23 protein-coding genes are annotated in these 22,000 nt (G+C 60.1%); 15 read left to right on the forward strand and 8 right to left on the reverse strand.

What is annotated here, in order from left to right; all coding sequences use genetic code 11:
• Positions 1 to 73: 73 nt before the first annotated feature.
• Positions 74 to 967 carry a tRNA glutamyl-Q(34) synthetase GluQRS gene (gene gluQRS, locus J2Y39_RS24670; RefSeq protein WP_310220219.1) on the reverse strand — a complete coding sequence of 298 codons (894 nt, stop codon included), beginning with the start codon at positions 965 to 967 and terminating at the stop codon, positions 74 to 76.
• A 209-nt stretch (positions 968 to 1,176) separates the two neighbouring features.
• Positions 1,177 to 1,620, reverse strand: coding sequence for an RNA polymerase-binding protein DksA (gene dksA, locus J2Y39_RS24675; RefSeq protein ID WP_041477831.1), 444 nt, complete (start codon positions 1,618 to 1,620; stop codon positions 1,177 to 1,179).
• A 332-nt stretch (positions 1,621 to 1,952) separates the two neighbouring features.
• On the opposite strand from dksA, the gene J2Y39_RS24680 reads away from it, so the two are divergent.
• A complete protein-coding gene (locus J2Y39_RS24680; RefSeq protein ID WP_056790414.1) occupies positions 1,953 to 3,122 on the forward strand; it encodes a pyridoxal phosphate-dependent aminotransferase in 1,170 nt (389 codons plus the stop codon).
• Positions 3,122 to 3,835 carry a DNA/RNA nuclease SfsA gene (sfsA, locus tag J2Y39_RS24685; RefSeq protein ID WP_310220222.1) on the forward strand — a complete coding sequence of 238 codons (714 nt, stop codon included), beginning with the start codon at positions 3,122 to 3,124 and terminating at the stop codon, positions 3,833 to 3,835. Before J2Y39_RS24680 ends, sfsA begins: the two co-directional genes overlap by 1 nt.
• Here the strand turns inward: sfsA and J2Y39_RS24690 are convergent.
• Entirely contained in the window at positions 3,832 to 4,149 is a 318-nt protein-coding gene (locus tag J2Y39_RS24690; RefSeq protein ID WP_041477834.1) for a Rieske (2Fe-2S) protein, read from the reverse strand. The two genes, sfsA and J2Y39_RS24690, sit on opposite strands and share 4 nt — an antisense overlap.
• 164 nt (positions 4,150 to 4,313) lie before the next feature.
• On the opposite strand from J2Y39_RS24690, the gene J2Y39_RS24695 reads away from it, so the two are divergent.
• The 4 genes from J2Y39_RS24695 to J2Y39_RS24710 are packed head-to-tail and all read left to right on the forward strand — an operon-like array spanning position 4,314 to position 7,855.
• Positions 4,314 to 5,186, forward strand: coding sequence for an ABC transporter substrate-binding protein (locus tag J2Y39_RS24695; RefSeq protein ID WP_310220224.1), 873 nt, complete (start codon positions 4,314 to 4,316; stop codon positions 5,184 to 5,186).
• Between the two features lie 50 nt (positions 5,187 to 5,236).
• Positions 5,237 to 6,220 carry an iron ABC transporter permease gene (locus J2Y39_RS24700; RefSeq protein ID WP_310220237.1) on the forward strand — a complete coding sequence of 328 codons (984 nt, stop codon included), beginning with the start codon at positions 5,237 to 5,239 and terminating at the stop codon, positions 6,218 to 6,220.
• Positions 6,220 to 6,987, forward strand: a complete 768-nt coding sequence (locus J2Y39_RS24705) for a heme ABC transporter ATP-binding protein (RefSeq protein ID WP_252868290.1) — start codon at positions 6,220 to 6,222, stop codon at positions 6,985 to 6,987. Before J2Y39_RS24700 ends, J2Y39_RS24705 begins: the two co-directional genes overlap by 1 nt.
• 19 nt (positions 6,988 to 7,006) lie before the next feature.
• On the forward strand, positions 7,007 to 7,855 hold the full coding sequence (locus J2Y39_RS24710; protein WP_310220226.1) for a ChaN family lipoprotein: 849 nt from the start codon (positions 7,007 to 7,009) through the stop codon (positions 7,853 to 7,855).
• A 232-nt stretch (positions 7,856 to 8,087) separates the two neighbouring features.
• On the opposite strand, the gene J2Y39_RS24715 is transcribed toward J2Y39_RS24710, so the two are convergent.
• From J2Y39_RS24715 to J2Y39_RS24730, 4 genes are all read right to left on the reverse strand, one after another.
• A complete protein-coding gene (locus J2Y39_RS24715) occupies positions 8,088 to 8,882 on the reverse strand; it encodes a Crp/Fnr family transcriptional regulator (protein ID WP_310220227.1) in 795 nt (264 codons plus the stop codon).
• Between the two features lie 15 nt (positions 8,883 to 8,897).
• The gene (locus J2Y39_RS24720) at positions 8,898 to 9,170 is read right to left on the reverse strand and encodes a TfoX/Sxy family protein (protein ID WP_016773175.1); all 273 of its coding nucleotides are present in this window, start codon (positions 9,168 to 9,170) and stop codon (positions 8,898 to 8,900) included.
• Between the two features lie 289 nt (positions 9,171 to 9,459).
• The gene (locus tag J2Y39_RS24725) at positions 9,460 to 9,804 is read right to left on the reverse strand and encodes a pentapeptide repeat-containing protein (RefSeq protein ID WP_041477841.1); all 345 of its coding nucleotides are present in this window, start codon (positions 9,802 to 9,804) and stop codon (positions 9,460 to 9,462) included.
• Positions 9,805 to 9,895: 91 nt separating this feature from the next.
• On the reverse strand, positions 9,896 to 11,452 hold the full coding sequence (locus tag J2Y39_RS24730; RefSeq protein WP_056790394.1) for a bifunctional aminoglycoside phosphotransferase/ATP-binding protein: 1,557 nt from the start codon (positions 11,450 to 11,452) through the stop codon (positions 9,896 to 9,898).
• 116 nt (positions 11,453 to 11,568) lie between these two features.
• Here J2Y39_RS24730 and mrcB point away from each other — a divergent pair, with 116 nt between their 5' ends.
• The 3 genes from mrcB to J2Y39_RS24745 are packed head-to-tail and all read left to right on the forward strand — an operon-like array spanning position 11,569 to position 14,994.
• A complete protein-coding gene (gene mrcB / locus J2Y39_RS24735) occupies positions 11,569 to 13,893 on the forward strand; it encodes a penicillin-binding protein 1B (RefSeq protein WP_095181816.1) in 2,325 nt (774 codons plus the stop codon).
• 16 nt (positions 13,894 to 13,909) lie between these two features.
• Positions 13,910 to 14,659 (forward strand): M48 family metallopeptidase, encoded by a 750-nt coding sequence (locus tag J2Y39_RS24740; RefSeq protein ID WP_041477844.1) that lies wholly within the window; start codon positions 13,910 to 13,912, stop codon positions 14,657 to 14,659.
• Positions 14,659 to 14,994, forward strand: a complete 336-nt coding sequence (locus J2Y39_RS24745) for a YqcC family protein (protein WP_056790386.1) — start codon at positions 14,659 to 14,661, stop codon at positions 14,992 to 14,994. The genes J2Y39_RS24740 and J2Y39_RS24745 overlap by 1 nt, the downstream gene beginning before the upstream one ends.
• 124 nt (positions 14,995 to 15,118) lie before the next feature.
• On the opposite strand, the gene J2Y39_RS24750 is transcribed toward J2Y39_RS24745, so the two are convergent.
• Positions 15,119 to 15,535 (reverse strand): DUF4124 domain-containing protein, encoded by a 417-nt coding sequence (locus J2Y39_RS24750; protein WP_095181815.1) that lies wholly within the window; start codon positions 15,533 to 15,535, stop codon positions 15,119 to 15,121.
• A gap of 399 nt (positions 15,536 to 15,934) precedes the next feature.
• On the opposite strand from J2Y39_RS24750, the gene J2Y39_RS24755 reads away from it, so the two are divergent.
• The 6 genes from J2Y39_RS24755 to msrQ all read left to right on the forward strand — a co-directional run bounded on the left by J2Y39_RS24755 (position 15,935) and on the right by msrQ (position 21,922).
• Complete coding sequence (locus J2Y39_RS24755; RefSeq protein WP_252876901.1) at positions 15,935 to 17,659, forward strand: acetolactate synthase 3 large subunit; 1,725 nt, start codon at positions 15,935 to 15,937, stop codon at positions 17,657 to 17,659.
• Between the two features lie 2 nt (positions 17,660 to 17,661).
• Complete coding sequence (gene ilvN, locus J2Y39_RS24760; protein ID WP_003176102.1) at positions 17,662 to 18,153, forward strand: acetolactate synthase small subunit; 492 nt, start codon at positions 17,662 to 17,664, stop codon at positions 18,151 to 18,153.
• A 46-nt stretch (positions 18,154 to 18,199) separates the two neighbouring features.
• The gene (ilvC, locus tag J2Y39_RS24765) at positions 18,200 to 19,216 is read left to right on the forward strand and encodes a ketol-acid reductoisomerase (protein ID WP_003228216.1); all 1,017 of its coding nucleotides are present in this window, start codon (positions 18,200 to 18,202) and stop codon (positions 19,214 to 19,216) included.
• A 148-nt stretch (positions 19,217 to 19,364) separates the two neighbouring features.
• Complete coding sequence (gene pssA, locus J2Y39_RS24770; protein WP_016773182.1) at positions 19,365 to 20,222, forward strand: CDP-diacylglycerol--serine O-phosphatidyltransferase; 858 nt, start codon at positions 19,365 to 19,367, stop codon at positions 20,220 to 20,222.
• Positions 20,223 to 20,285: 63 nt separating this feature from the next.
• Positions 20,286 to 21,299 carry a protein-methionine-sulfoxide reductase catalytic subunit MsrP gene (gene msrP, locus J2Y39_RS24775; protein ID WP_095181814.1) on the forward strand — a complete coding sequence of 338 codons (1,014 nt, stop codon included), beginning with the start codon at positions 20,286 to 20,288 and terminating at the stop codon, positions 21,297 to 21,299.
• Positions 21,299 to 21,922: a protein-methionine-sulfoxide reductase heme-binding subunit MsrQ gene (gene msrQ, locus J2Y39_RS24780; protein ID WP_095181813.1), complete on the forward strand. Its 624-nt coding sequence runs from the start codon at positions 21,299 to 21,301 to the stop codon at positions 21,920 to 21,922. Before msrP ends, msrQ begins: the two co-directional genes overlap by 1 nt.
• Positions 21,923 to 22,000: the final 78 nt, after the last annotated feature.

Genomic DNA, 22,000 nt, shown 5'->3' on the forward strand with positions numbered 1-22,000 from the left:
GCCTCTCTTTTTTATGCGCGTGCCCGAAAACGTGCGGCGATGGTAACGGATGGGCGCGCGACTGCAAGTGTCGTCATTGCAGTTGCGCTTCGGGCAGGGTCAGTGTGCGCGGGATCTTGGCAGCATCCCAATGTGCGCTGCCCCAGGCCAGCAGTTCGCGCGGCGAAGCGTGTGCCAGTTCGGTGCCGGGATTCTGTCCCAATGCACGCAAGGCCCGCAGCAGCAACGGTGTGGCCTGATCAGCCTCAAGCGGCGGCGAACGGTAGGACTTGCCGAGTTTGTTGCCATCCGGCTGGGTGATCAGTGGCAGGTGCAGATAGCGCGGCTGTTTCAGGCCGAGCAGTTCTTGCAGGTACAGCTGACGCGGCGTCGAATCGAGCAGATCGGCGCCGCGCACAATATCGGTAATGCCTTGCCAGGCGTCGTCGAGCACCACCGCCAATTGATAAGCGTAGAGACCATCGCGCCGACGAATGACGAAGTCGCCGACGTCGCGGCCCAGGTGCTGACGGTATTCGCCCTGCACGCGATCGATGAAGTGGTATTCCAGCTCAGGCACGCGCAGGCGGATCGCGGCGTCGTGCTGATCATGGCCGGCATTGCGGCAAAACCCCGGATAAATCCCGTGATAGGGCTCCAGTTGTTTGCGCGAGCAGGTGCAGGCGTAGGCCAGACCGTGGTTGAACAGGCTGTCGAGCACTTCGGCATAAGCCGCGCGCCGATCGCTCTGGCGGACCATTTCGCCGTCCCATTCGAAGCCGTAACTTTCCAGCGCCTTGAGAATCGCCGCTTGCGCACCGGGCTCTTCGCGCGGCGGATCGAGATCTTCCATGCGCACCAGCCAGCGCCCACCGACGGAGCGGGCGTCGAGGTAAGACGCCAACGCAGCGACCAGCGAACCGAAGTGCAGGTGGCCACTGGGGGTAGGGGCGAAGCGGCCGATGTAGGCGGGGGATTTGGCAGTCATGGAGGCGATAAAGGCTATTCAGAATTTGAGCAGGTTACCTCTGTGGGAGCGAGCCTGCTCGCGAAAGCTGTGTCAGTCATGAAAGAGTTATCTGAGAGGACGCTTTCGCGAGCAGGCTCGCTCCCACAGAGGCAGACGCAGGTTCCGCGGGCAAAACACAGAAACAAAAACGGAGCGTTCACACGCTCCGTTTTTCGTTCAGGCCGAGATTACTTGCCGACCTGCTTTTCCTTGATTTCCGCCAGGGTCTTGCAGTCGATGCACAGATCCGCGGTCGGACGGGCTTCGAGGCGCTTGACGCCAATCTCGATGCCGCAGGACTCGCACCAGCCGTACTCTTCGTCTTCGATCAACTGCAGGGTCTTGTCGATTTTTTTGATCAGCTTGCGCTCGCGGTCGCGGGCGCGCAGTTCGAGGGAGAACTCTTCTTCCTGGCTGGCACGGTCGGCCGGGTCAGGGAAGTTGGCCGCTTCGTCTTTCATGTGATCAACCGTACGGTCGACTTCCTGCATCAAGTCCAGTTTCCACTTGTTCAGGATCTTGGTGAAGTGCGCGCGCATCGGAGCGCCCATGTACTCTTCACCCGCCTTCTGAACGTAAGGTTCGAAGCCGCTGATCGACGTTTGCTGCTGTTGCTTTGCTTGGGTGGGCATGAAATGGACCGCCTCTACTCTTGTAATCCATTGCGCAGGATTGCTCCATCACCGACACCTGCCGGCCCTGCGGCTGCAAGCGGGCGAACTTACCAGATCAAATCAGCCTGCGCTACTCCCGGATGTCGAGCCCCCGGCGGGTGGCGCTTGCAGATGTCTGACAAGCCGTGTCTGTGGGAAGGGAGACCTGTTCAATCACTGATTTTAGTCAATCCTGGAGCGTACGTTCAGATCGTTACAGTCCAGCGTTCTTGAGGCTGTGACCTTCACGGGTTCTCGCTCGTTCCGGCAGACAGGTAGAATCGTCTCTTTTTTCCGTCGAAGGCATTCCAATGGCCCCCTACAGTGCGCGCAGTCGTGCGATCGAACCGTTCCATGTGATGGCGCTGCTGGCGCGGGCCAATGAATTGCAGGCCGAAGGCCACGACGTGATCCATCTGGAAATCGGCGAGCCGGACTTCACCACCGCCGAGCCGATCATTCGCGCCGGGCAAGCTGCGTTGACGGCGGGCAAGACCCGTTATACCGCCGCCCGTGGCATTCCCGAACTGCGCGAGGCGATCGCCGGTTTCTACCAATCGCGTTACGGCCTGAATATCGACCCACGGCGGATTCTGATCACGCCGGGCGGCTCCGGCGCGTTGTTGCTGGCCAGTGCCCTGTTGGTCGATCCGGGTAAACACTGGCTGCTCGCCGACCCGGGCTACCCGTGCAATCGGCATTTCTTGCGGCTGGTCGAAGGCGCGGCGCAATTGGTGCCGGTCGGGCCGGAGGTGCGTTATCAACTGACCCCGGATCTGGTGGCGCGGCATTGGGACCACGACAGTGTCGGCGCTCTCGTCGCTTCGCCGGCCAACCCGACCGGAACCCTGCTGACCCGCGATGAACTGGGCGGATTATCCACAGCCATCAAGGCCCGGCACGGGCACTTGGTGGTGGATGAGATCTACCACGGCCTGACCTACGGTACTGATGCTGCCAGTGTGCTGGAAGTCGATGACGGCGCTTTTGTCCTCAACAGTTTCTCCAAGTATTTCGGCATGACCGGTTGGCGCCTGGGCTGGCTGGTGGCGCCAGACGCGGCGGTCAGCGAATTGGAAAAGCTTGCGCAGAACCTCTACATCAGCGCACCAAGCATGGCGCAATACGCTGCGCTGGCCTGTTTCGAGCCCGCCACCATTGCGATTCTCGAAGAGCGCCGCGCCGAGTTTGCGCGCCGTCGCGATTTTCTCCTGCCGGCGCTGCGTGAACTTGGTTTCAACATTGCCGTTGAGCCTGAAGGTGCGTTTTATCTGTACGCCGATATCAGCCGTTTCGGCGGCGATGCATTCGCATTCTGCCGACATTTCCTCGAAACCGAGCACGTTGCCTTTACGCCGGGACTGGATTTCGGTCGTTATCAGGCCGGTCATCACGTGCGCTTCGCTTACACACAAAACCTCGCACGTTTGCAGGAAGCGGTGGAGCGCATCGCGCGCGGCTTGAAGAGCTGGCAAGGCTGATGCGCTTTTATCCTGCTCTGGAAGAAGCGCGGCTGATTCGACGTTACAAGCGTTTTCTCGCTGATATCGAGACCGTTAGCGGCGAGTTGCTGACCATTCACTGCCCCAATACCGGCTCGATGCTCAATTGCCAGGTCGAGGGCGGGCAGGTCTGGTTCAGCCGCTCCAACGACCCTAAACGCAAGTTGCCCGGCACTTGGGAAATTGGCGAAACCCCGCAGGGCCGGCTGTTTTGTGTCAACACCGGGCGGGCGAATGGGCTGGTTGAAGAAGCCTTGCAGGCTGGCGTGATTACCGAGTTGAACGGCTTTACCGCGTTGAAGCGTGAGGTTGCCTACGGACAGGAAAAAAGCCGCATCGACTTCCGCCTCGAATACCCCAGCGGCCCGGCGTATGTCGAAGTGAAAAGCGTCACCTTGGGCTTCGACGGTACGGCGGTGGCGGCGTTTCCCGATGCGGTGACCCAGCGGGGCGCCAAACATCTGCGCGAGCTGGCGCATCTGGCGCGCGACGGCATTCGGGCGGTGCAGTTGTACTGCGTGAACCTCACCGGCATCGATGCCGTGCGCCCGGCCGAGGAAATCGATTGGGCTTACGCCGAGGCGCTGCGTGAGGCGGTCGCGTGCGGTGTCGAGGTGTTGGCGTATGGCGTGCGCTTTGACCATGAAGAGATGGTCATCGATCGCCGACTCGACGTGCGGCTCAACGGTTAAACGTCGATCCACACGCCTTGTGTATCCTCCCGGCATTCAATTGCCGTGAGCGACTGCCCGGCGCAGGGGCCAGCGACGCATTCGCCGTCCTCGATCAGAAACAGTGCGCCGTGGGTGGCGCACTGGATCAGGCTGTTGCTCGGGTCGAGAAACTGGTCGGGCTGCCATTCCAGGCCGACACCCCGGTGCGGGCAGCGATTGAAATAGACAAAGACTTGGCCACCTCGACGCACGGCAAACAGCTTTTTGCCTTCGATTTCGAAACCGCGACTGCCAGCTTCGGCCAGATCGCTGCCGGCGCAGAGAAACTTCATGGCTATCCTCTAATGTCCGCTCGTGTCTGGATATGTCCGAGCTTGACGTTCAAATGCAAACAATTATCAAATGGCGGCCTTCTCCCACAGGGAGTCTGGCCGTTGCCGAGGATACTTGGCTCGCTGCGCCGATGCCCGGGAAACCTTGTTCAAGGAAGCTGTGTATGCGCCTGAAAACCCGCGTTGCCGTGCTGTGCGCCGGCCTTTTGCTCTGCCATCAGGCGGCTGCGGCGGATTTACCGCAACGCTGGGTCAGCGCCGGTGGCGCGCTGTCGGAATGGGTCAGCGCACTGGGCGGCGAGTCGAAGCTGGTGGGGGTCGATACCACCAGCCAGCATCCCGAATCGTTGCAGGCGCTGCCGAGCATTGGTTATCAGCGCAGCCTGTCGGCCGAAGGCATCTTGAGCCTGCGTCCGGACATTCTGATCGGTACCGAAGAAATGGGGCCGCCGCCGGTTCTGGCGCAAGTCAAAGCAGCCAAGGTAAAGGTCGAGTCGTTTTCAGCCCAGCCTGATCTGCCGACGCTGGAAAAGAATGTCACTCATCTGGGCCAGTTGCTCGGTGCGCAAGAGAAGGCTGCGCAGTTGCTGGAGAATTATCAACAGCAGCTCCAGGCGCAGACAGTGCGAGTTGCCCAAGTGCAAACCACACAGAAAGCCCCCGGTGTGTTGCTGCTGCTCGGGCACGCCGGCGGTAAGCCGTTGATCGCCGGCAAGGACACTGCCGCCGATTGGCTGCTGCAACAGGCCGGCGGGCACAACCTTGCTACTCATACCGGCTACAAACCGTTTTCTGTCGAATCCCTCGCCAGCCTCGATCCCGAAGTGCTGGTGTTCGCTGACCGAGCGTTGACCGGCGAGGCGGCAAAAGCCGCGTTGTTCAAGGAAAACCCCATCCTCAATTCCAGCCGCGCGGCCAAGAGCGGGCGGGTGATGGAGCTGGACCCGACGCTGCTGGTGGGCGGTCTCGGGCCACGGTTGCCGGCTGCTTTGCAAACCCTGACGGACGGTTTCTACCCGGCCAAGGGCGGCCAATGACCACACAGGTCAAACCCCGTGGCTTGTTCATCGGCCTGACCTTGCTGTGTCTGCTGGCGATCTGGCTGTCGCTGGCATTGGGGCCGGTGAGCCTGCCGTTGTTCGATACCCTGCGCGCGGCGCTGCGTCTGATCGGCGTGCCGCTGGCGCCGGAAGGTCTGGAGCAGGCCGAGCTGATTCTCGGCCAGATCCGCCTGCCGCGAACCTTGCTCGGCTTGGCGGTCGGTGGCGTGCTGGCGCTGTCCGGCGTGGCGATGCAGGGTCTGTTTCGTAATCCGCTGGCGGACCCGGGACTGGTCGGGGTGTCCAGTGGCGCGGCACTCGGCGCGGCGATTGCGATTGTCGGCGGTTCTTTATTCGGCGGCCTGCCGGAGTGGTTCGGGCCGTATCTGTTGTCGGTGTGTGCGTTTCTTGGTGGTCTCGGGGTGACGGCGCTGGTCTATCGGCAGGGCCGGCGCAACGGTCAGACCCACGTGGCGACCATGTTGCTGGCCGGTATCGCGCTGACGGCGCTGGCCAGTTCGGCGGTCGGTCTGTTCACTTACCTGGCCGATGACGCGACGCTGCGCACCCTGACCTTCTGGAACCTGGGCAGCCTCAACGGCGCCAGTTACGCGCGGTTGTGGCCCTTGCTGATCATCACCATCGGCGTGGCGCTGTGGCTGCCGCGTCGGGCCAAGGCATTGAATGCCTTGTTGCTCGGTGAATCCGAGGCCGGTCATCTGGGCATCGATGTCGAACGGCTCAAGCGCGAACTGGTGTTCTGCACCGCGCTGGGTGTCGGCGCGGCGGTGGCCGCTGCGGGCATGATCGGTTTTGTCGGGCTGGTCGTGCCGCATCTGGTGCGCCTGCTGGCCGGCCCGGATCACAAAGTGCTATTGCCAGCCTCGGTGCTGGCGGGTGCGAGCCTGTTATTGCTCGCCGATCTGGTGGCGCGCCTGGCGCTGGCGCCGGCGGAGTTGCCGATCGGCATTGTCACCGCGTTTATCGGCGCGCCGTTCTTCCTTTATCTGCTGCTGCGAGGGCGTGCCTGATGTTGTCTGCGCACAATCTGCATGTCCGCCGTGGCCGCAAAGCGGTGCTCAGTGGGGTTACGCTCGGGCTCGAACCCGGCGAGGTGCTTGGGGTGCTGGGGCCGAACGGCGCCGGGAAAAGCACGTTGCTTGGCGCCTTGTGCGGGGAGTTGCTCGCCAGTGACGGCAACGTTTCGCTCGATGGTCAGGCATTGAGCTATTGGAGCGGAACACAGCGGGCACAACGACTGGCGGTGTTGCCGCAGGTGTCGACGCTGGATTTTGCCTTCGCCGTCGAAGAGGTCGTCGGCATGGGCCGTTTGCCGTACCAGACCGGGCGCGTACGTGATGACGAAATCGTCGCGGCAGCGCTGGCCGCCGCCGATGCCGGGCACCTGAGTGGGCGCAGCTATCTGGCGTTGTCAGGTGGCGAGCGTCAGCGCGTGCATCTGGCGCGGGTGCTGGCGCAACTCTGGCCGGGTCAGGCCGGGCAAACCTTGTTGCTCGACGAACCGACATCGATGCTCGATCCGCTGCATCAGCACACCACCTTGCAAGCGGTGCGCGAGTTCGCCGATCGCGGCGCGGCGGTACTGGTGATCCTGCATGATCTGAATCTTGCGGCGCGCTATTGTGATCGCGTGCTGTTGCTGGAGGAGGGGCGCCCGGTTGCGCTGGATACCCCGCAGCAGGTGCTGCGTCCGGATACGCTCAGAGCGGTGTTCGGCCTGGAGGTTTTGGTGCAACCGCACCCGGAGCGTGGGCATCCGCTGATCATCGCCCGCTGATCAATCATCGAGGTGTCGCATGCGTGGATTGTGGTTGTTGGCACTGGTGTTGCTCGCGGGGTGTCAGCACGTGGCGGCTCCACCGGTGGGCGGCGATATCCGCGATCTGCGCAGCGGCGAGATGCTCACCACGCAGCAATTGCTGACGCGTCTGGCTGAGCCTGAGCGTTTGATCATCGGTGAGCAGCACGACAATGCCGATCATCATGCTGCGCAATTGTGGCTGTTGCAGTCGCTGGGCGAGCGCCGGGTGCAAGGCAGTCTGTTGCTGGAAATGCTCACGCCGGATCAACAAGCGAAAGTCGATGCGCTGCGCCAGTCGAATTCCGTTGCGGCTGATTTGCCTGCGGCATTGACCTGGCAGGAGGGCTGGGACTGGAATCTTTACGGGCCGATCGTGCGCTTCGCTCTGACACAGCCATATCCGCTGCTGGCGGCCAATCTCGATGACAGGGAAATCCGTGCGTTTTACCGAAATCCACCTGCGCTGAACGGTCCTCGCAGTAATGCGTTGTCCGTGCAGAACACGTTGCTTGGACAAGTCAGTGAATCCCACTGCGGCCTGCTGCCCGAATCACGGATGCCGGCGATGCTGGCAATTCAGCAACAGCGTGATCGACGCATGGCCGAACGCATGCTGGCGGCGCCAATGCCTTCGATCCTGCTGGCCGGTGCCTGGCATGCGCGCAAGGATGTTGGCGTGCCGCTGCATCTGTTGGATCTCGGCGCTGGCAAGCCACCGATCGTATTGATGCTGGCCGAGCAGGGCGCTGCGATAACGGCGGCAATGGCCGATTACGTCTGGTATACGCCGGCCACACCGAAGCCGGATTACTGCGAGCAGATGCGTCAGCAATTCGCCAAATGACTTTTCGGCAGGCAAAAAAAGACCCGGTAAAAACCGGGTCAAATAACCGTGATTAGCCTGATGAGGAGATAATCTGAGAGTCCGAACCAAGGGCTTTTCAGAATATCGACTGATCTCGCGACCAGTTGTGATAATCATAGCGATTCTCATTACCGAGTCAACCGCTGTTTTTGCCAATCTGTAATTTAGTTTTGCGAGTGGTGGTGAGGCCCTGTGAATAAAGGGCTATGCGCTAGGTGCGCTGCGTCGTCAACTGCGTAATCTGCCGATTCAACTGACCAATGCGCCAAGCCATCCCCTCAATCAGGCTGTGGGCAATCTTCGGATTGCTGCGGGTCATGCTCAAAAATTGATCACCGGGAATCAACATCACCGTGCTCGGCTCGGAAGTCACTACCGTGGCGTTGCGCGGCTCGCCGGTAAACAACGCCATGGCGCCGAAAATCTCGTCCTTCGGCACGTCACCGACCTTGTGCCCGTCGACGAACGCCTCAGCATGCCCATCGATAATCACGAAAACATGGTCCGCTGCATCGCCCTGTTGAATCAGCACGGCACCGGCCTCGACCCGTTTGAAGCCGTTGGTGCTGCGGAACTCCCGGGGTTTCAACTCGGCCACAGCGTGGGCGAGCAGCGCCATTTGCCCGAGCAGATAGCTCAGAAGCTGCTCGGCTCGATCAGGGTCGGCATACAAATGCTGCAAAACCTCTGCGCGACCATAGGGCAGCAGGCGCACAGTGCTCTCGCTGCATACGCTACAGTCGCTCCATTGCTCGCCACGTTGCAGGCCGAGCAGATCACCTTCCTGCCAGTAGAACAGCGCACGGCCCGCGATGTAGCCATGTACCACGCCCTCGCTCAGCAAAAACAGCTGATCGTCCGGCAACTGCGTATACAAATCATCCGTGGCCTCCAGTTCGACAACAGGCGCGCACGGCGACAAATCCTGCAGCCACTGCCCGGGAAGACTCTGCAAGCGATTGATCAATGCGTCGGCGTGGGCCGATTGTTCCCCCAGTAAATACATGGCGTCAGCGCCTGTTCAGTTTTTATGGCGCGCGGAAATGGCTTCGAGCTGCTTGTTCAAGGCGTCCTTGCGCTCGGCAGGGATGTCGTTCCAGTGCACGTCCATCAACGCCCCTTCGATCGCATACAACAACACCTTTGAAGCGCGAAAGCCTCGAGTACGCACGGCCCGGTAGGCATCCACTGCACCGAGGCGACGCAAGTCCGAGGCGCTGTGGATGCCCACGGCATGCAGCCATTGCGCCGATGTCTTGCCAAGATTTTTCAGGTGTTGCAGTTCATCATTCATCAAGCCTCCTTGCGACGGCCGAATGGTGCGTGGGCGAGCTTCTCAGCAGTGTAGCCATCAGTAGGAAAAGCGTGGTTGTTTGGTCGGATTCGACGCAAAAGCTTCTAAGAAAGGGGGGTAAAGGACCTGCGAACGCAGAGGGAAGGGAGGTAAACGATTATCAATGTGGGAGCGAGCCTGCTCGCGAAGAGGGCGTATCAGACACAATCAATATCGACTGACACTACGCCGTCGCGAGCAGGCTCGCTCCCATAGGGGCAAGGCGTGGTGTCAGGAAGATTTCCGGATATCAGCGAGTGCGATAGCGCAACCGTGTACCGAAATTCATCGACATCAGGATCTCGTCGGCACTCAGCTCCGGCGGAAAGTACGCACCGGAAATCTGTGCATGGGCCAGGCTGGCGCCTTCGAGCGAAGCCTTGCGGAAATCGATGCCACGCAAATCGGCGGAGCGGAAATACGCATCCCGGAAATCCACGTTATCGGCGTTCAGTTCACGCAGGTCGAGGCCACGGAAATCGCCGCCGACCATGTCGATCAGACCATCCTGTGGACGTTCTTTGTTGAAGCCTGCAACGTCATCTTTGTGCAGCAGGGCGTAAAGCGGAGTGTCGAGCAGTTTAGGCTGGCTCATGTCAGATCACCTGTTGGTTTTATGACGCCAGTATAGTGCCACTATTTGCCGGCCGTGAAGCGAGCGAGGGCTTCACGGCCGAAATAGTTTTTTACAGGCCCGGCAGGCGCTGACGGATCTGCGCAACCACGGTGTCCAGCGTGCCGGATTCATTGGTCTGCACGCGTTTGCTGCGCAGAATCTCCTCCGGGGTCAGCGCTTCGCGGTTGGCCTGCTGCGCTTCGATCACTGCCAGGGTGGCGTCGGACGGATCCTTCTGATCGGCCTGGCGCATCGCCAGCCAGCTCTCGATCACGGCTTGCGGGGCGTTGCAGTCGAGGATCAGGAACGGCGTGCCGGTGGCTTCGGCAATCTTCGCCGCGTTGTCGCGCTGTTCACGCTTGAGGTAAGTCGCGTCGATCACCACCGGGAAGCCGGCGTGCAGGATCACCTCGGCGATTTCATGCAGACGTGCGTAGGTCGCGGTGCTGGCGTCGGCACTGTAAATGCCGGCCTGCACGTCGTTGGCAACGGTCTGCTCACCGAACAGGCGCTTGCGCTCGACATCGGAACGCAGGCGAATTGCGCCCAGCGCTTCGACCAGGCGCATGGCCACATGGCTCTTGCCGACTGCGGAAACACCGTGGGTAATGGCCATGAAGCGCGAAGGAATGGTGCTGTAGCTTTCCGCCAGGTTGGCGTAGTTGCGGTACTGGCGCAGGGTGGTGGCGCGCTGCACCGCAGTCGCGTCCGCCGGCATGCTGAACAATGCCACCTTGGCCCGCACCAGCGCGCGGTAGGCTTTATAGAAGTTCAGCACTTCCAGGCCCTCATAGTCGCCGGTCAGTTCCAGATACTGGCTGATGAGGCGACGCGCCAACGATTTCAGGCCACGGTCTTCCAGGTCCATGGCGAGGAAGCCGGTGTCGGCCCAGACATCAGTGAAACGGAATGGCTCGTTGAACTCGATGCAGTCGAAGATCACCACATTGCCGTCGATGACCGTGGCGTTGCCCAGGTGAATGTCGCCGTGGCATTCACGGGTGAAACCTTGTGTCTTGCGCTGGGCGAACAGGGGCTTGAGGCGCTCGAAGCTGCTTTCGGCCCAGGCTTTCAATGCCTCAAGTTGCAGCAAGTCGTTCTTGTCGCTGAGGAACGGCAGGATCTGCTCGAAATTTTGCGCGACCGGCGCCATCACGCTGTCCGGTGTACCGGCGTCGTGTTCGGCCGGGACTTTCGGGGCGTTGAGATGGAAATGGGCGATCTGCTCGGCCAACGCGTCGATGTGCTGAGTGGTCAGTTCGCCATTGGCTTGCAGGGTGCTGAGCAAGCCGCTCTGCGGGAACTGGCGCATTTTCAGCACGTATTCGATAGCCGGGCCGTCGCCGCCCAGTTGCGGTGCCTCGACGCTGCCGGTGACCGGCAACACGTCCAGATACAAATCATCGGTCAGACGCTGGTTCAGCCGCAGCTCTTCAGCGCAGAAATGCGCACGTGCGTCGAGGCTGGTGAAGTCGAGGAAGCCGAAATTCACCGGCTTCTTCACTTTATAGGCAAAGGGCCCGGTGAGAATCACCCACGAGATGTGGGTTTCGATGACCTGAAACCCTTCGACGGGATGCGGGTAGAGGGCCGGGTTTTGCAGGGCAGCGATCAGGGACTGGCTCACGGGCGATCCTTCAGAGGCGGGGGAATTCGAGGCGGCCATTATGGCTGCTTGCCCGCCTGACGCAAACCTCCGCGCGTGCCTGTTGAGGATCGATAAAGTGCGTATAATCCGCCGCCATGACTCGATCCCGATCCCCCCGTACCAAGAAAAAACCACCAGCCAAGGGCCTCAGCCCATGGTTGAGCTGGGCCATTAAACTCAGCCTGGTCGGCCTTGTAGTGCTGGCCGGCTTTGCCGTTTACCTCGATGCCGTGGTGCAGGAGAAGTTCTCCGGCAAGCGCTGGACCATCCCGGCCAAGGTGTACGCGCGCCCGCTTGAGCTGTTCGTCGGACAGAAGCTCAGCAAGGACGATTTCCTCACCGAACTCGATGCCCTCGGCTATCGCCGCGAAGCCGTGAGCAATGGCCCCGGCGCCGCCGCCGTCAGCGGCAATACGGTTGACCTGAACACCCGTGGCTTCCAGTTCTATGAAGGTCTGGAAAAGCCGCAGCCGGTGCGTGTGCGCTTCTCCGGCGATTACGTCGCCGAACTGTCCTCGACCAACGGTTCGAAACTGTCGGTGGTGCGCCTCGAGCCGCTGATGATCGGCGGCATTTACCCGAAAAATCTCGAAGATCGCATCCTGATCAAACTCGATCAGGTGCCGCCGTACCTGCTCGAAACCCTGATCGCCGTCGAAGACCGCGACTTCTACAGCCATTGGGGCGTGTCGCCGAAATCGATCGCCCGCGCCGTGTGGATCAACACCTCCGGCGGCAAGATGACCCAGGGCGGCAGTACGCTGACCCAGCAGTTGGTGAAGAACTTCTACCTGACCAGCGAACGCAGCCTGACCCGCAAGCTCACCGAAGCGATGATGGCGTTGCTGCTGGAACTGCATTACGACAAGAAGGAAATTCTTGAGGCCTACCTCAACGAAGTCTTCGTCGGTCAGGACGGCCAGCGTGCGGTGCACGGTTTTGGTCTGGCCAGTCAGTTCTTCTTCGGCCAGCCATTGTCCGAGCTGAAACTGCATCAAGTTGCGATGCTGGTCGGCATGGTCAAGGGACCGTCCTACTACAACCCGCGCCGCAACCCGGAACGCGCGCTGGAGCGGCGCAATCTGGTCCTCGACGTGCTGGCGCAGCAAGGCGTGGCAACCCCCGAACAAGTCGAAGCGGCGAAGAAAATGCCGCTCGGTGTGACGACTCGCGGCAAGCTCGCCGACAGCTCGTTCCCGGGCTTTATCGACCTGGTCAAACGCCAGTTGCGCGAAGACTACCGCGACGAAGACTTGACCGAAGAAGGCCTGCGCATCTTCACCAGTTTCGACCCGATTCTGCAGATGAAAGCCGAAGCCTCGGTCAACGACACATTCAAGCGTCTGGCCGGGCGCAAGGGCTCGGATGACGTCGAAGCGGCGATGGTCGTGACCAACCCGGAAACCGGCGAAGTCCAGGCGATGATCGGCAGCCGTCAGGCCAGTTACGCCGGTTTCAACCGCGCACTCGATGCGGTACGCCCGATCGGCTCGCTGATCAAACCGGCGGTGTATCTGACCGCGCTTGAGAAACCGAGCCAGTACACGCTGACCAGTTGGCTGTCGGACGATCCGCTGTCAGTCAAAGGCGCCAACGGTCAGGTGTGGAAGCCGCAGAACTACGATCGCCGCTCCCACGGTACGGTGTTCCTCTATCAGGGCCTGGCGCATTCCTACAACCTGTCGACCTCGCGCCTGGGCCTGGAAGTCGGCGTGCCGAACGTGCTCAAGACCGTAGGTCGTCTGGGAGTTACCCGTGAATTCCCGGCGTTCCCGTCGATGCTGCTCGGTGCTGGCGGCATGACGCCGATCGAAGTGGCGACCATGTACCAGACGCTGGCCAACGGTGGTTTCAATACGCCGATGCGCGGCATTCGCAGCGTGCTGACCGCCGAGGGCGAGCCGCTCAAGCGTTATCCGTTCCAGATCGAACAGCGCTTCGACCCTGCCTCGATTTACCTGATCCAGAACGCCATGCAGCGGGTGATGCGTGAAGGTACCGGCAGTTCGGTTTATAACGTGCTGCCCAAGACCCTGACACTGGCGGGCAAGACCGGTACCAGTAACGATTCGCGCGACAGCTGGTTTGCCGGTTTCAGTCAGGATCTGCTGGCAGTGGTCTGGCTGGGTCGCGACGACAACGGCAAGACGCCGTTCACCGGGGCCACCGGTGCGCTGCAGGTCTGGACCAGTTTCATGCGCAAGGCCGATCCGCTGCCGCTGGACATGCCGCAGCCGGACAACGTCGTGCAAGCGTGGGTCGATTCGCGCACCGGCCAGGGTTCGGATGCCAACTGCCCCGGCGCGGTACAGATGCCGTATATTCGCGGCAGCGAGCCGCCACCCGGCGCCGCGTGTGCAAGCGAAACACCTGCCTCGCCGGAATCGGTGATGGACTGGGTCAAGGGCTGGATGAATTAAGCAAAGAGGGTTTCAAGTGAACAAGTGGTTGATTCCAGCGGTGACCGCCGTGGCTTTGCTCAGCGGCTGCTCCACCGTACAGCGTGGTTCGATTCCGGTAGTGGATTCGGGTACGGCCGTGTCCAATAGCGAACGCATCGGCGCCAATGGCGGTTTCCGCCAGACCACGGTCAAGCGCCCGGCGCAGGGCCAGACTCAGGCGATTCCGCAAGGCGATACCGGCGTGGTGGTGATGGTGCCGGGCGGCGGTGCTGCGGTGTCAACACCGATCAGTTCTTCGCCGATCGTCCCGGGGCCTGCATCCGGCGGTATCACGTCGGGGCCTTACAACCCATCGGCGGTTGAGTCGGCACCGATCAACTCCGGCAGCTACAGCATGCCGTCGACGCCAAGTGGCATTCCTTCGGCCAGCAGCGGTGGCGGGCTGTCGGCGGATGAGCAACTGGACGGTCCGGTACTCGCCTTGCTGACCACCGCGCAACAGCAGCAGGCCGGCGGCGACCTCAACGGTGCCTCTTCCAGCCTGGAGCGGGCGCAACGTGTCGCCCCCCGTGAGCCACAAGTGCTTTACCGTCTGGCGCAGGTGCGCATGGCCCAGGGCGATGCGCCGCAAGCCGAGCAATTTGCCCGTCGCGCGTTGACCATGGCCAACGGTCGTCCGGATCTGCAAGCCAGCCTGTGGGAAATCATCGCTCAATCTCGTGAGAAACAAGGCGATTCCGCCGGCGCCGCGCTGGCCCGTCAGAAGGCCAAGGTTTCCCTGTGATGGACGTGCGTTTCCCGAAAATCGCCGATCAGCTGTTGTTGATTGAACGCGAGCTGCGCACCCAGGGCTGGTGGGATGAGGTTCAGCCGTCGGTCGAAGCCCTGAGCAGTGTCGAGCCGTTCTCGGTCGACACGCTGGACTTCGAGCAATGGCTGCAATGGATCTTCCTGCCGCGCATGAAGATGATCCTCGAACAGGATCTGCCCTTACCGAACGCCTCGGGCATTCAGGAAATGGCGGAAATGGTCTTCGCCCAGCGCAACCTTGGCGGCAAGGATCGGCAGTTGCAGGTGCTGCTCAAAGAGTTTGACCGGCTGATCACTGCCTCCCGCTGAGCGCGGTTGTGTAGGAGCTTTGTAGGAGCTGCCGAAGGCTGCGATCTTTTGACTTTAGACGAGCAGGATCAAAAGATCGCAGCCTCGTTGCACTCGTCAGCTCCTACAAGTTCCGACGTCGCGATTACGAGCAATTCTCGGCAATCTGCTTCTTCGCTTCGACGATGCGTTCCTGACGCTGTGTATCGTCGAGCCTGCGCACATCCCCCTCGACCTCCTCACGCAAACGCGGATTGTTCTGCAGTTGCGCCAGGTTCGTGCGTGCCTGTTCGCAAAAGGCCTCGAGCTGCGCCTGCTGCTCGGCGACCTGTTTCTTCACCTTGGCATCAATGGCTTTCTGATCGCCGAGTACGCCGCCGCCCGGCAGCGGCGCGGCTTTCGGCGCGGGTGAGGAGGGCGTTTGCAGGGTCGTCGCCGGTTGGCCCTGCGGCGGTTGTGCATCGAAATGCGTGACGCCTTGGGCATCGACCCATTTGTAGATTTGAGCGGCCGAGCACCATGGGCTGAGACCGATCAGCAGAGTAAGGAGGAGCGTTCGCATGCTGATTCCTTGGCAAAAATGCGCAATTGACGCTAACAGAGTAGCGCTTTTCAGGTTTTTTCTTGCGTTCTCATGTGCTTACCCACAATTAACCCCACAGACGACTTGACTTGCAGAGGGCGAAACAGAAGAATCCAAAGTCCGCTGTAGAGGGACTGCCAGAAGCAGACCCACTCGGTAGATCATGAGGCGCACATCCGCGCCGACCTGTTACACCCGCAACGCGTTACCTCGCGCTGGGTGGGAAAGGCCCGCAACACTTGGGACGATCCCAATACTTGCTCAGTCAGTGCTGACGTAGTCGGCGACCACCGTCGCTCATGCTCTGCCGAGAAGTAAACCTATTAAGACCCGCCCCTTTTTTGTGGACGGTATTCTGGCGTTTTAGAGGTGAACAACGTGGAGCTTTTATCTGGCGGTGAGATGCTCGTCCGCTTTTTGCGTGACGAAGGCGTCAAATATATCTACGGGTACCCGGGTGGTGCTCTCCTGCATGTTTACGATGCCCTGTTCAAAGAACCGGAAGTGACCCACATCCTGGTTCGTCACGAACAAGCGGCGACCCATATGGCTGACGGCTACGCCCGTGCCACCGGTAAAGCCGGCGTGGTATTGGTGACATCCGGTCCAGGCGCCACAAACGCCATCACCGGTATCGCCACCGCCTATATGGACTCGATTCCGATGGTGATCATTTCCGGTCAGGTGCCAAGCACCATGGTCGGCACCGACGCGTTCCAGGAAACCGACATGATCGGTATCTCCCGGCCGATCGTGAAGCACAGCTTCATGATCAAGCACGCTTCGGAAATCCCGGAAGTCATGAAGAAGGCCTTCTACCTGGCGCAGTCCGGTCGTCCGGGCCCGGTCGTGGTCGACATCCCGAAAGACATGACCAATCCGGCCGAGAAATTCGAATACGTTTTCCCGAAGAAAGCCAAGCTGCGTTCCTACAGCCCGGCCGTTCGCGGTCACTCCGGGCAGATCCGCAAGGCGGCAGAAATGTTGTTGGCGGCCAAGCGCCCGGTGCTGTACTCCGGCGGCGGCGTGATTCTCGGCAATGGCTCCGCGCAACTGACCGAGCTGGCGAAAATGCTCAACCTGCCGGTGACCAACACCTTGATGGGTCTGGGCGCTTTCCCTGGCACTGACCGTCAGTTCATCGGCATGCTCGGCATGCACGGCAGCTACACCGCGAACCTGGCGATGCACCATGCCGATGTGATCCTCGCCGTCGGCGCACGCTTCGACGATCGGGTGATCAACGGCCCGGCGAAATTCTGCCCGAACGCCAAGATCATCCACATCGACATCGACCCGGCGTCGATCTCCAAGACCATCAAGGCTGACGTGCCAATCGTGGGTCCGGTCGAGAGCGTCCTGACCGAAATGGTCGCGATCCTCAAGGAAATCGGCGAGACCCCGAACAAGGATTCCGTGGCCAGTTGGTGGAAGCAGGTCGATGAATGGCGTGGCGATCGCGGCCTGTTCCCTTATGAAAAGGGCGACGGCAGCAAGATCAAACCGCAGACCGTGATCGAAACCCTCTGCGAAGTGACCAAGGGCGACGCCTTTGTGACCTCCGACGTGGGTCAGCACCAGATGTTCGCTGCGCAGTACTACACGTTCAACAAGCCTAACCGCTGGATCAACTCCGGTGGTCTGGGCACGATGGGCTTCGGTCTGCCAGCAGCGATGGGCATCAAGCTGAGCTTTCCGGACGACGACGTTGCCTGCGTCACCGGCGAAGGCAGTATCCAGATGAACATCCAGGAGCTGTCGACCTGCCTGCAATACGGCTTGCCGGTAAAGATCGTCATCCTCAACAACGGTGTGCTGGGCATGGTTCGCCAGTGGCAGGACATGAGCTACGGCAGCCGTCACTCGCACTCCTACATGGAATCGCTGCCCGACTTCATCAAGCTGGCTGAAGCCTACGGCCACGTTGGCGTACGCATCACCGAATCGAAAGATTTGAAGTCGAAGATGGCCGAAGCGTTCGCCATGAAGGATCGCCTGGTGATCATCGATGTTGCGGTCGACACCAGCGAGCACGTCTACCCGATGCAGATCAAAGACGGCTCCATGCGCGATATGTGGCTGAGCAAGACGGAGCGTACTTAATCATGCGGCACATTATTTCCCTGCTTCTGGAAAACGAACCCGGCGCTCTGTCTCGTGTAGTCGGCCTGTTCTCGCAGCGCAACTACAACATCGAAAGCCTGACCGTGGCGCCGACCGAAGACCCGACCCTGTCGCGTCTGACGCTGACCACCGTGGGTCACGATGAAGTCATCGAGCAGATCACCAAAAACCTGAACAAGCTGATCGAAGTGGTCAAGCTGGTGGACCTGTCGGAAAGCGCTCACATCGAGCGTGAACTGATGCTGGTCAAGGTCAAGGCCACTGGCGCCCAGCGCGCCGAGATCAAACGCACTACCGATATCTACCGTGGGCAGATCGTCGATGTCAGCGCCAGCGTGTATACCGTTCAGTTGACCGGTACCAGCGACAAGCTCGACAGCTTCATTCAGTCCATCGGCACCGCATCGATTCTGGAAACCGTCCGTAGCGGCGTGACCGGCATTGCTCGCGGCGACAAAGTTCTCAGCATCTAAACCAAATTAGCGCATGGCCTGAACGGCCGGATATAAGGGGAAATTCATGAAAGTTTTCTACGATAAAGACTGCGACCTGTCGATCATCCAGGGCAAGAAAGTTGCCATCATCGGTTACGGCTCCCAGGGCCACGCTCAGGCGTGCAACCTCAAAGACTCCGGTGTCGACGTTACCGTCGGTCTGCGTAAAGGTTCGGCCACCGTTGCCAAAGCCGAAGCTCACGGCCTGAAAGTGACCGACGTTGCTTCCGCTGTTGCCGCTGCCGACCTGGTCATGATCCTGACCCCGGACGAGTTCCAGTCCTCGCTGTACAAGAACGAAATCGAGCCGAACATCAAGAAAGGCGCCACTCTGGCCTTCTCCCACGGCTTCGCGATTCACTACAACCAGGTTGTTCCGCGTGCCGACCTCGACGTGATCATGATCGCGCCGAAAGCCCCGGGCCACACTGTGCGTTCCGAGTTCGTCAAAGGCGGCGGTATCCCTGACCTGATCGCGATCTACCAGGACGCCTCGGGCAACGCCAAAAACGTTGCACTGTCCTACGCCGCTGGCGTCGGTGGCGGTCGTACCGGCATCATCGAAACCACCTTCAAGGACGAGACCGAAACTGACCTGTTCGGCGAACAAGCCGTTCTGTGCGGCGGTACCGTTGAACTGGTAAAAGCCGGTTTCGAAACCCTGGTTGAAGCTGGCTACGCGCCGGAAATGGCCTACTTCGAGTGCCTGCACGAACTGAAGCTGATCGTTGACCTCATGTACGAAGGCGGTATCGCCAACATGAACTACTCGATCTCCAACAACGCCGAGTACGGCGAGTACGTGACTGGCCCGGAAGTGATCAACGCCGAATCCCGTCAGGCCATGCGCAACGCCCTGAAACGTATTCAGGACGGCGAATACGCCAAAATGTTCATCAGCGAAGGCGCAACCGGCTACCCTTCGATGACCGCCAAGCGTCGTAACAACGCCGCTCACGGTATCGAAATCATCGGCGAGCAACTGCGCTCCATGATGCCGTGGATCGGTGCCAACAAGATCGTCGACAAAGCCAAAAACTAAGTCGTCGTCCCTTGTACGAAAAACGCGGCCTAGGCCGCGTTTTTTCGTTTGGGCCGGTGCTTCTGGTATAAAGCTGCATCGTTTGTGGCCGAACTGTCGTCCTCAAGCCTCTGTCGAATTTTTTCCAAACCGTTGCAAGGTAATGTCCATGAGCGAACGTCCCGAAGAGCCGAACAAGGCTTCCGACGCCGAAAGCCTGCTGCCCATCGATGAACACATCGAAGAAGGGCACGACGCCGAAGGTCGTAAAGTCCGGCATCGTGGTATCTATCTGCTGCCGAACCTGTTCACCACCGCCAACCTGTTCGCAGGCTTCTATTCCATCATCAACTCGATGAGCGCGCAGGCCGCGTTGAGCGCCGGCGACTCGGTGAATGCGAGCAAGTACTTCGCCTTCGCTGCGATCGCGATTTTCGTCGCGATGGTGCTCGACGGTCTTGATGGTCGCGTGGCGCGCATGACCAATACGCAAAGTGCCTTCGGCGCCGAGTACGACTCGCTGTCGGACATGGTCGCCTTCGGCGTCGCGCCGGCATTGCTGGCCTTCGGCTGGGCGCTGGGAGACATGGGCAAGGTCGGCTGGATGGTCGCCTTCATATATGTAGCGGGTGCGGCGTTGCGTCTGGCGCGTTTCAACACCCAGGTCGGCACGGCGGACAAACGCTACTTCATCGGTCTGGCCAGCCCGGCGGCGGCAGGTGTGGTGGCCGGCATTGTCTGGGCGTTCAGCGATTACGGCATTCAGGGTTCGAAGATGTCGTTCCTGGTGGCGTTGATGGTGGCGGCGGCCGGCATGCTGATGGTCAGCAACATCAAGTACAACAGCTTCAAGGAGCTGGATCTCAAAGGTCGCGTGCCGTTCGTGGCGATCCTGGCGGTGGTGCTGGTATTCGCTGTCGTGTTCAGTGATCCGCCACGCATTCTGCTGCTGGTGTTTCTCGCCTATGCGGCGTCCGGTCCGGTGCAGTATCTGTTGCGTCTTCGTCGTCACAAAAACGCCGAATGATGTAATTTCCCGCATACTCCGCAGTCTATGGGTGCACCTGTCCTCCAAAGCTGCGGAGTTGTCATGTTGATTAAGATCCCCAAAGCATCCGACTGCCATGAGTCGGATGTCACGCCTGAAGCCATTTATCTCTCCCGTCGCCAATTGCTCGGCGCCACTGCTGCCGGTATTGCCGTGAGCAGCCTGCCGCGCTGGGCCAATGCCGCTGATACCCCTCGCTACTCTGACGTCGAATCCGGCAAGGCTCCGGCCTGGTTTGCCGAAAAGCTTCCTTCTACTCAATGGGGGGCGGTCAATGTCAAGGACGAGGCGATCACGCCTTATAAAGACGCTACGAACTACAACAACTTTTATGAATTCGGTACCGGCAAGGGCGATCCCGCGAGGAACGCTGGCGACCTGAAAACCGAACCCTGGAGCGTGGTCATTGACGGGGAGGTGGGTAAGCCGGGGCGTTATGCGCTGGAAGACTTCATGAAGCCGTATCAACTGGAGGAACGTATTTATCGTCTGCGCTGCGTCGAGGCGTGGTCGATGGTCATTCCCTGGATCGGCTTTCCCATCTCGGCCTTGCTCAAGCAGGTCGAGCCGACTTCCAAGGCCAAGTACATCCGCTTTGAAACCCTGCAGGATCCCAAGAGCATGCCCGGCCAGCGTTCCGGTTTTGCCTTGATCGACTGGCCGTACGTCGAAGGCTTGCGTCTGGATGAGGCGATGAATCCTTTGGCAATTCTGGCGGTGGGCATGTATGGACGCGAACTGCCGAACCAGAACGGCGCGCCTTTGCGTCTGGTGGTGCCGTGGAAGTACGGCTTCAAAAGCGTGAAATCCATTGTGCGCATCAGTCTGGTCAGCGAGCAGCCGAAGACCACTTGGCAAAGCATTGCTGCCGATGAATATGGCTTCTACGCGAATGTGAATCCGACGGTTGATCATCCGCGCTGGACCCAAGCCCGCGAGCGGCGCTTGCCGAACAGCCTGTTCAAACCGAATGTGCGCGATACGGAGATGTTCAACGGCTACTCGGATGAAGTCGCTTCTTTATATACAGGGCTCGATCTGCGGAAGAACTACTGATGCGTTATCCGTTCTGGCGAGTGGGCGTGTTCATTGCGGCAGCGATCTGGCCATTGCTGTGGTTCTATCAGGCGTTCGCCGATCTGCTCGGGCCTGATCCAGGCAAGGTGCTGGTTGATCGTCTCGGGCTTGGCACGCTGGTGTTGCTGTTGATTACGTTGAGCATGACGCCGTTGCAAAAGCTGAGCGGCTGGGCGGGGTGGATTGCAGTGCGCCGGCAGTTAGGGCTTTGGTGTTTTGCTTATGTAGCGCTACATCTGTTCAGCTATATGGCGTTTATCCTCGGGTTTGACTGGTCACAGTTGGGCGTTGAGCTACGTAAGCGGCCTTACATCATTGTCGGTGCACTCGGCTTTCTCGGATTGCTGATACTGGCAGTGACGTCGAATCGTTATAGTCAGCGTCGTTTGGGTGCTCGCTGGAAGAAGCTGCATCGCTTGGTTTACGTGATACTTGGGCTGGGTTTGCTGCATATGCTCTGGATCGTGCGGGCCGATCTAGAGGAGTGGGCGATTTATGCCTTTATAGGCGCTGTGCTCTTGCTGCTTCGTGTGCCGCCGGTGATGAGACGAATCCCGCGTTTAATGGCTAAAAAGCAGAATCTGCAAGAAAAGCGAAATTAACGGTTGACGGCAGATTCCAGAGGTCTATAATTCGCCCCACTTCCGGCGCAGTCGAAACGGAAAACTCCTTGAGATTCA

The organism is Pseudomonas sp. 2957 (assembly GCF_031456345.1).
GTDB lineage: Bacteria > Pseudomonadota > Gammaproteobacteria > Pseudomonadales > Pseudomonadaceae > Aquipseudomonas > Aquipseudomonas siliginis.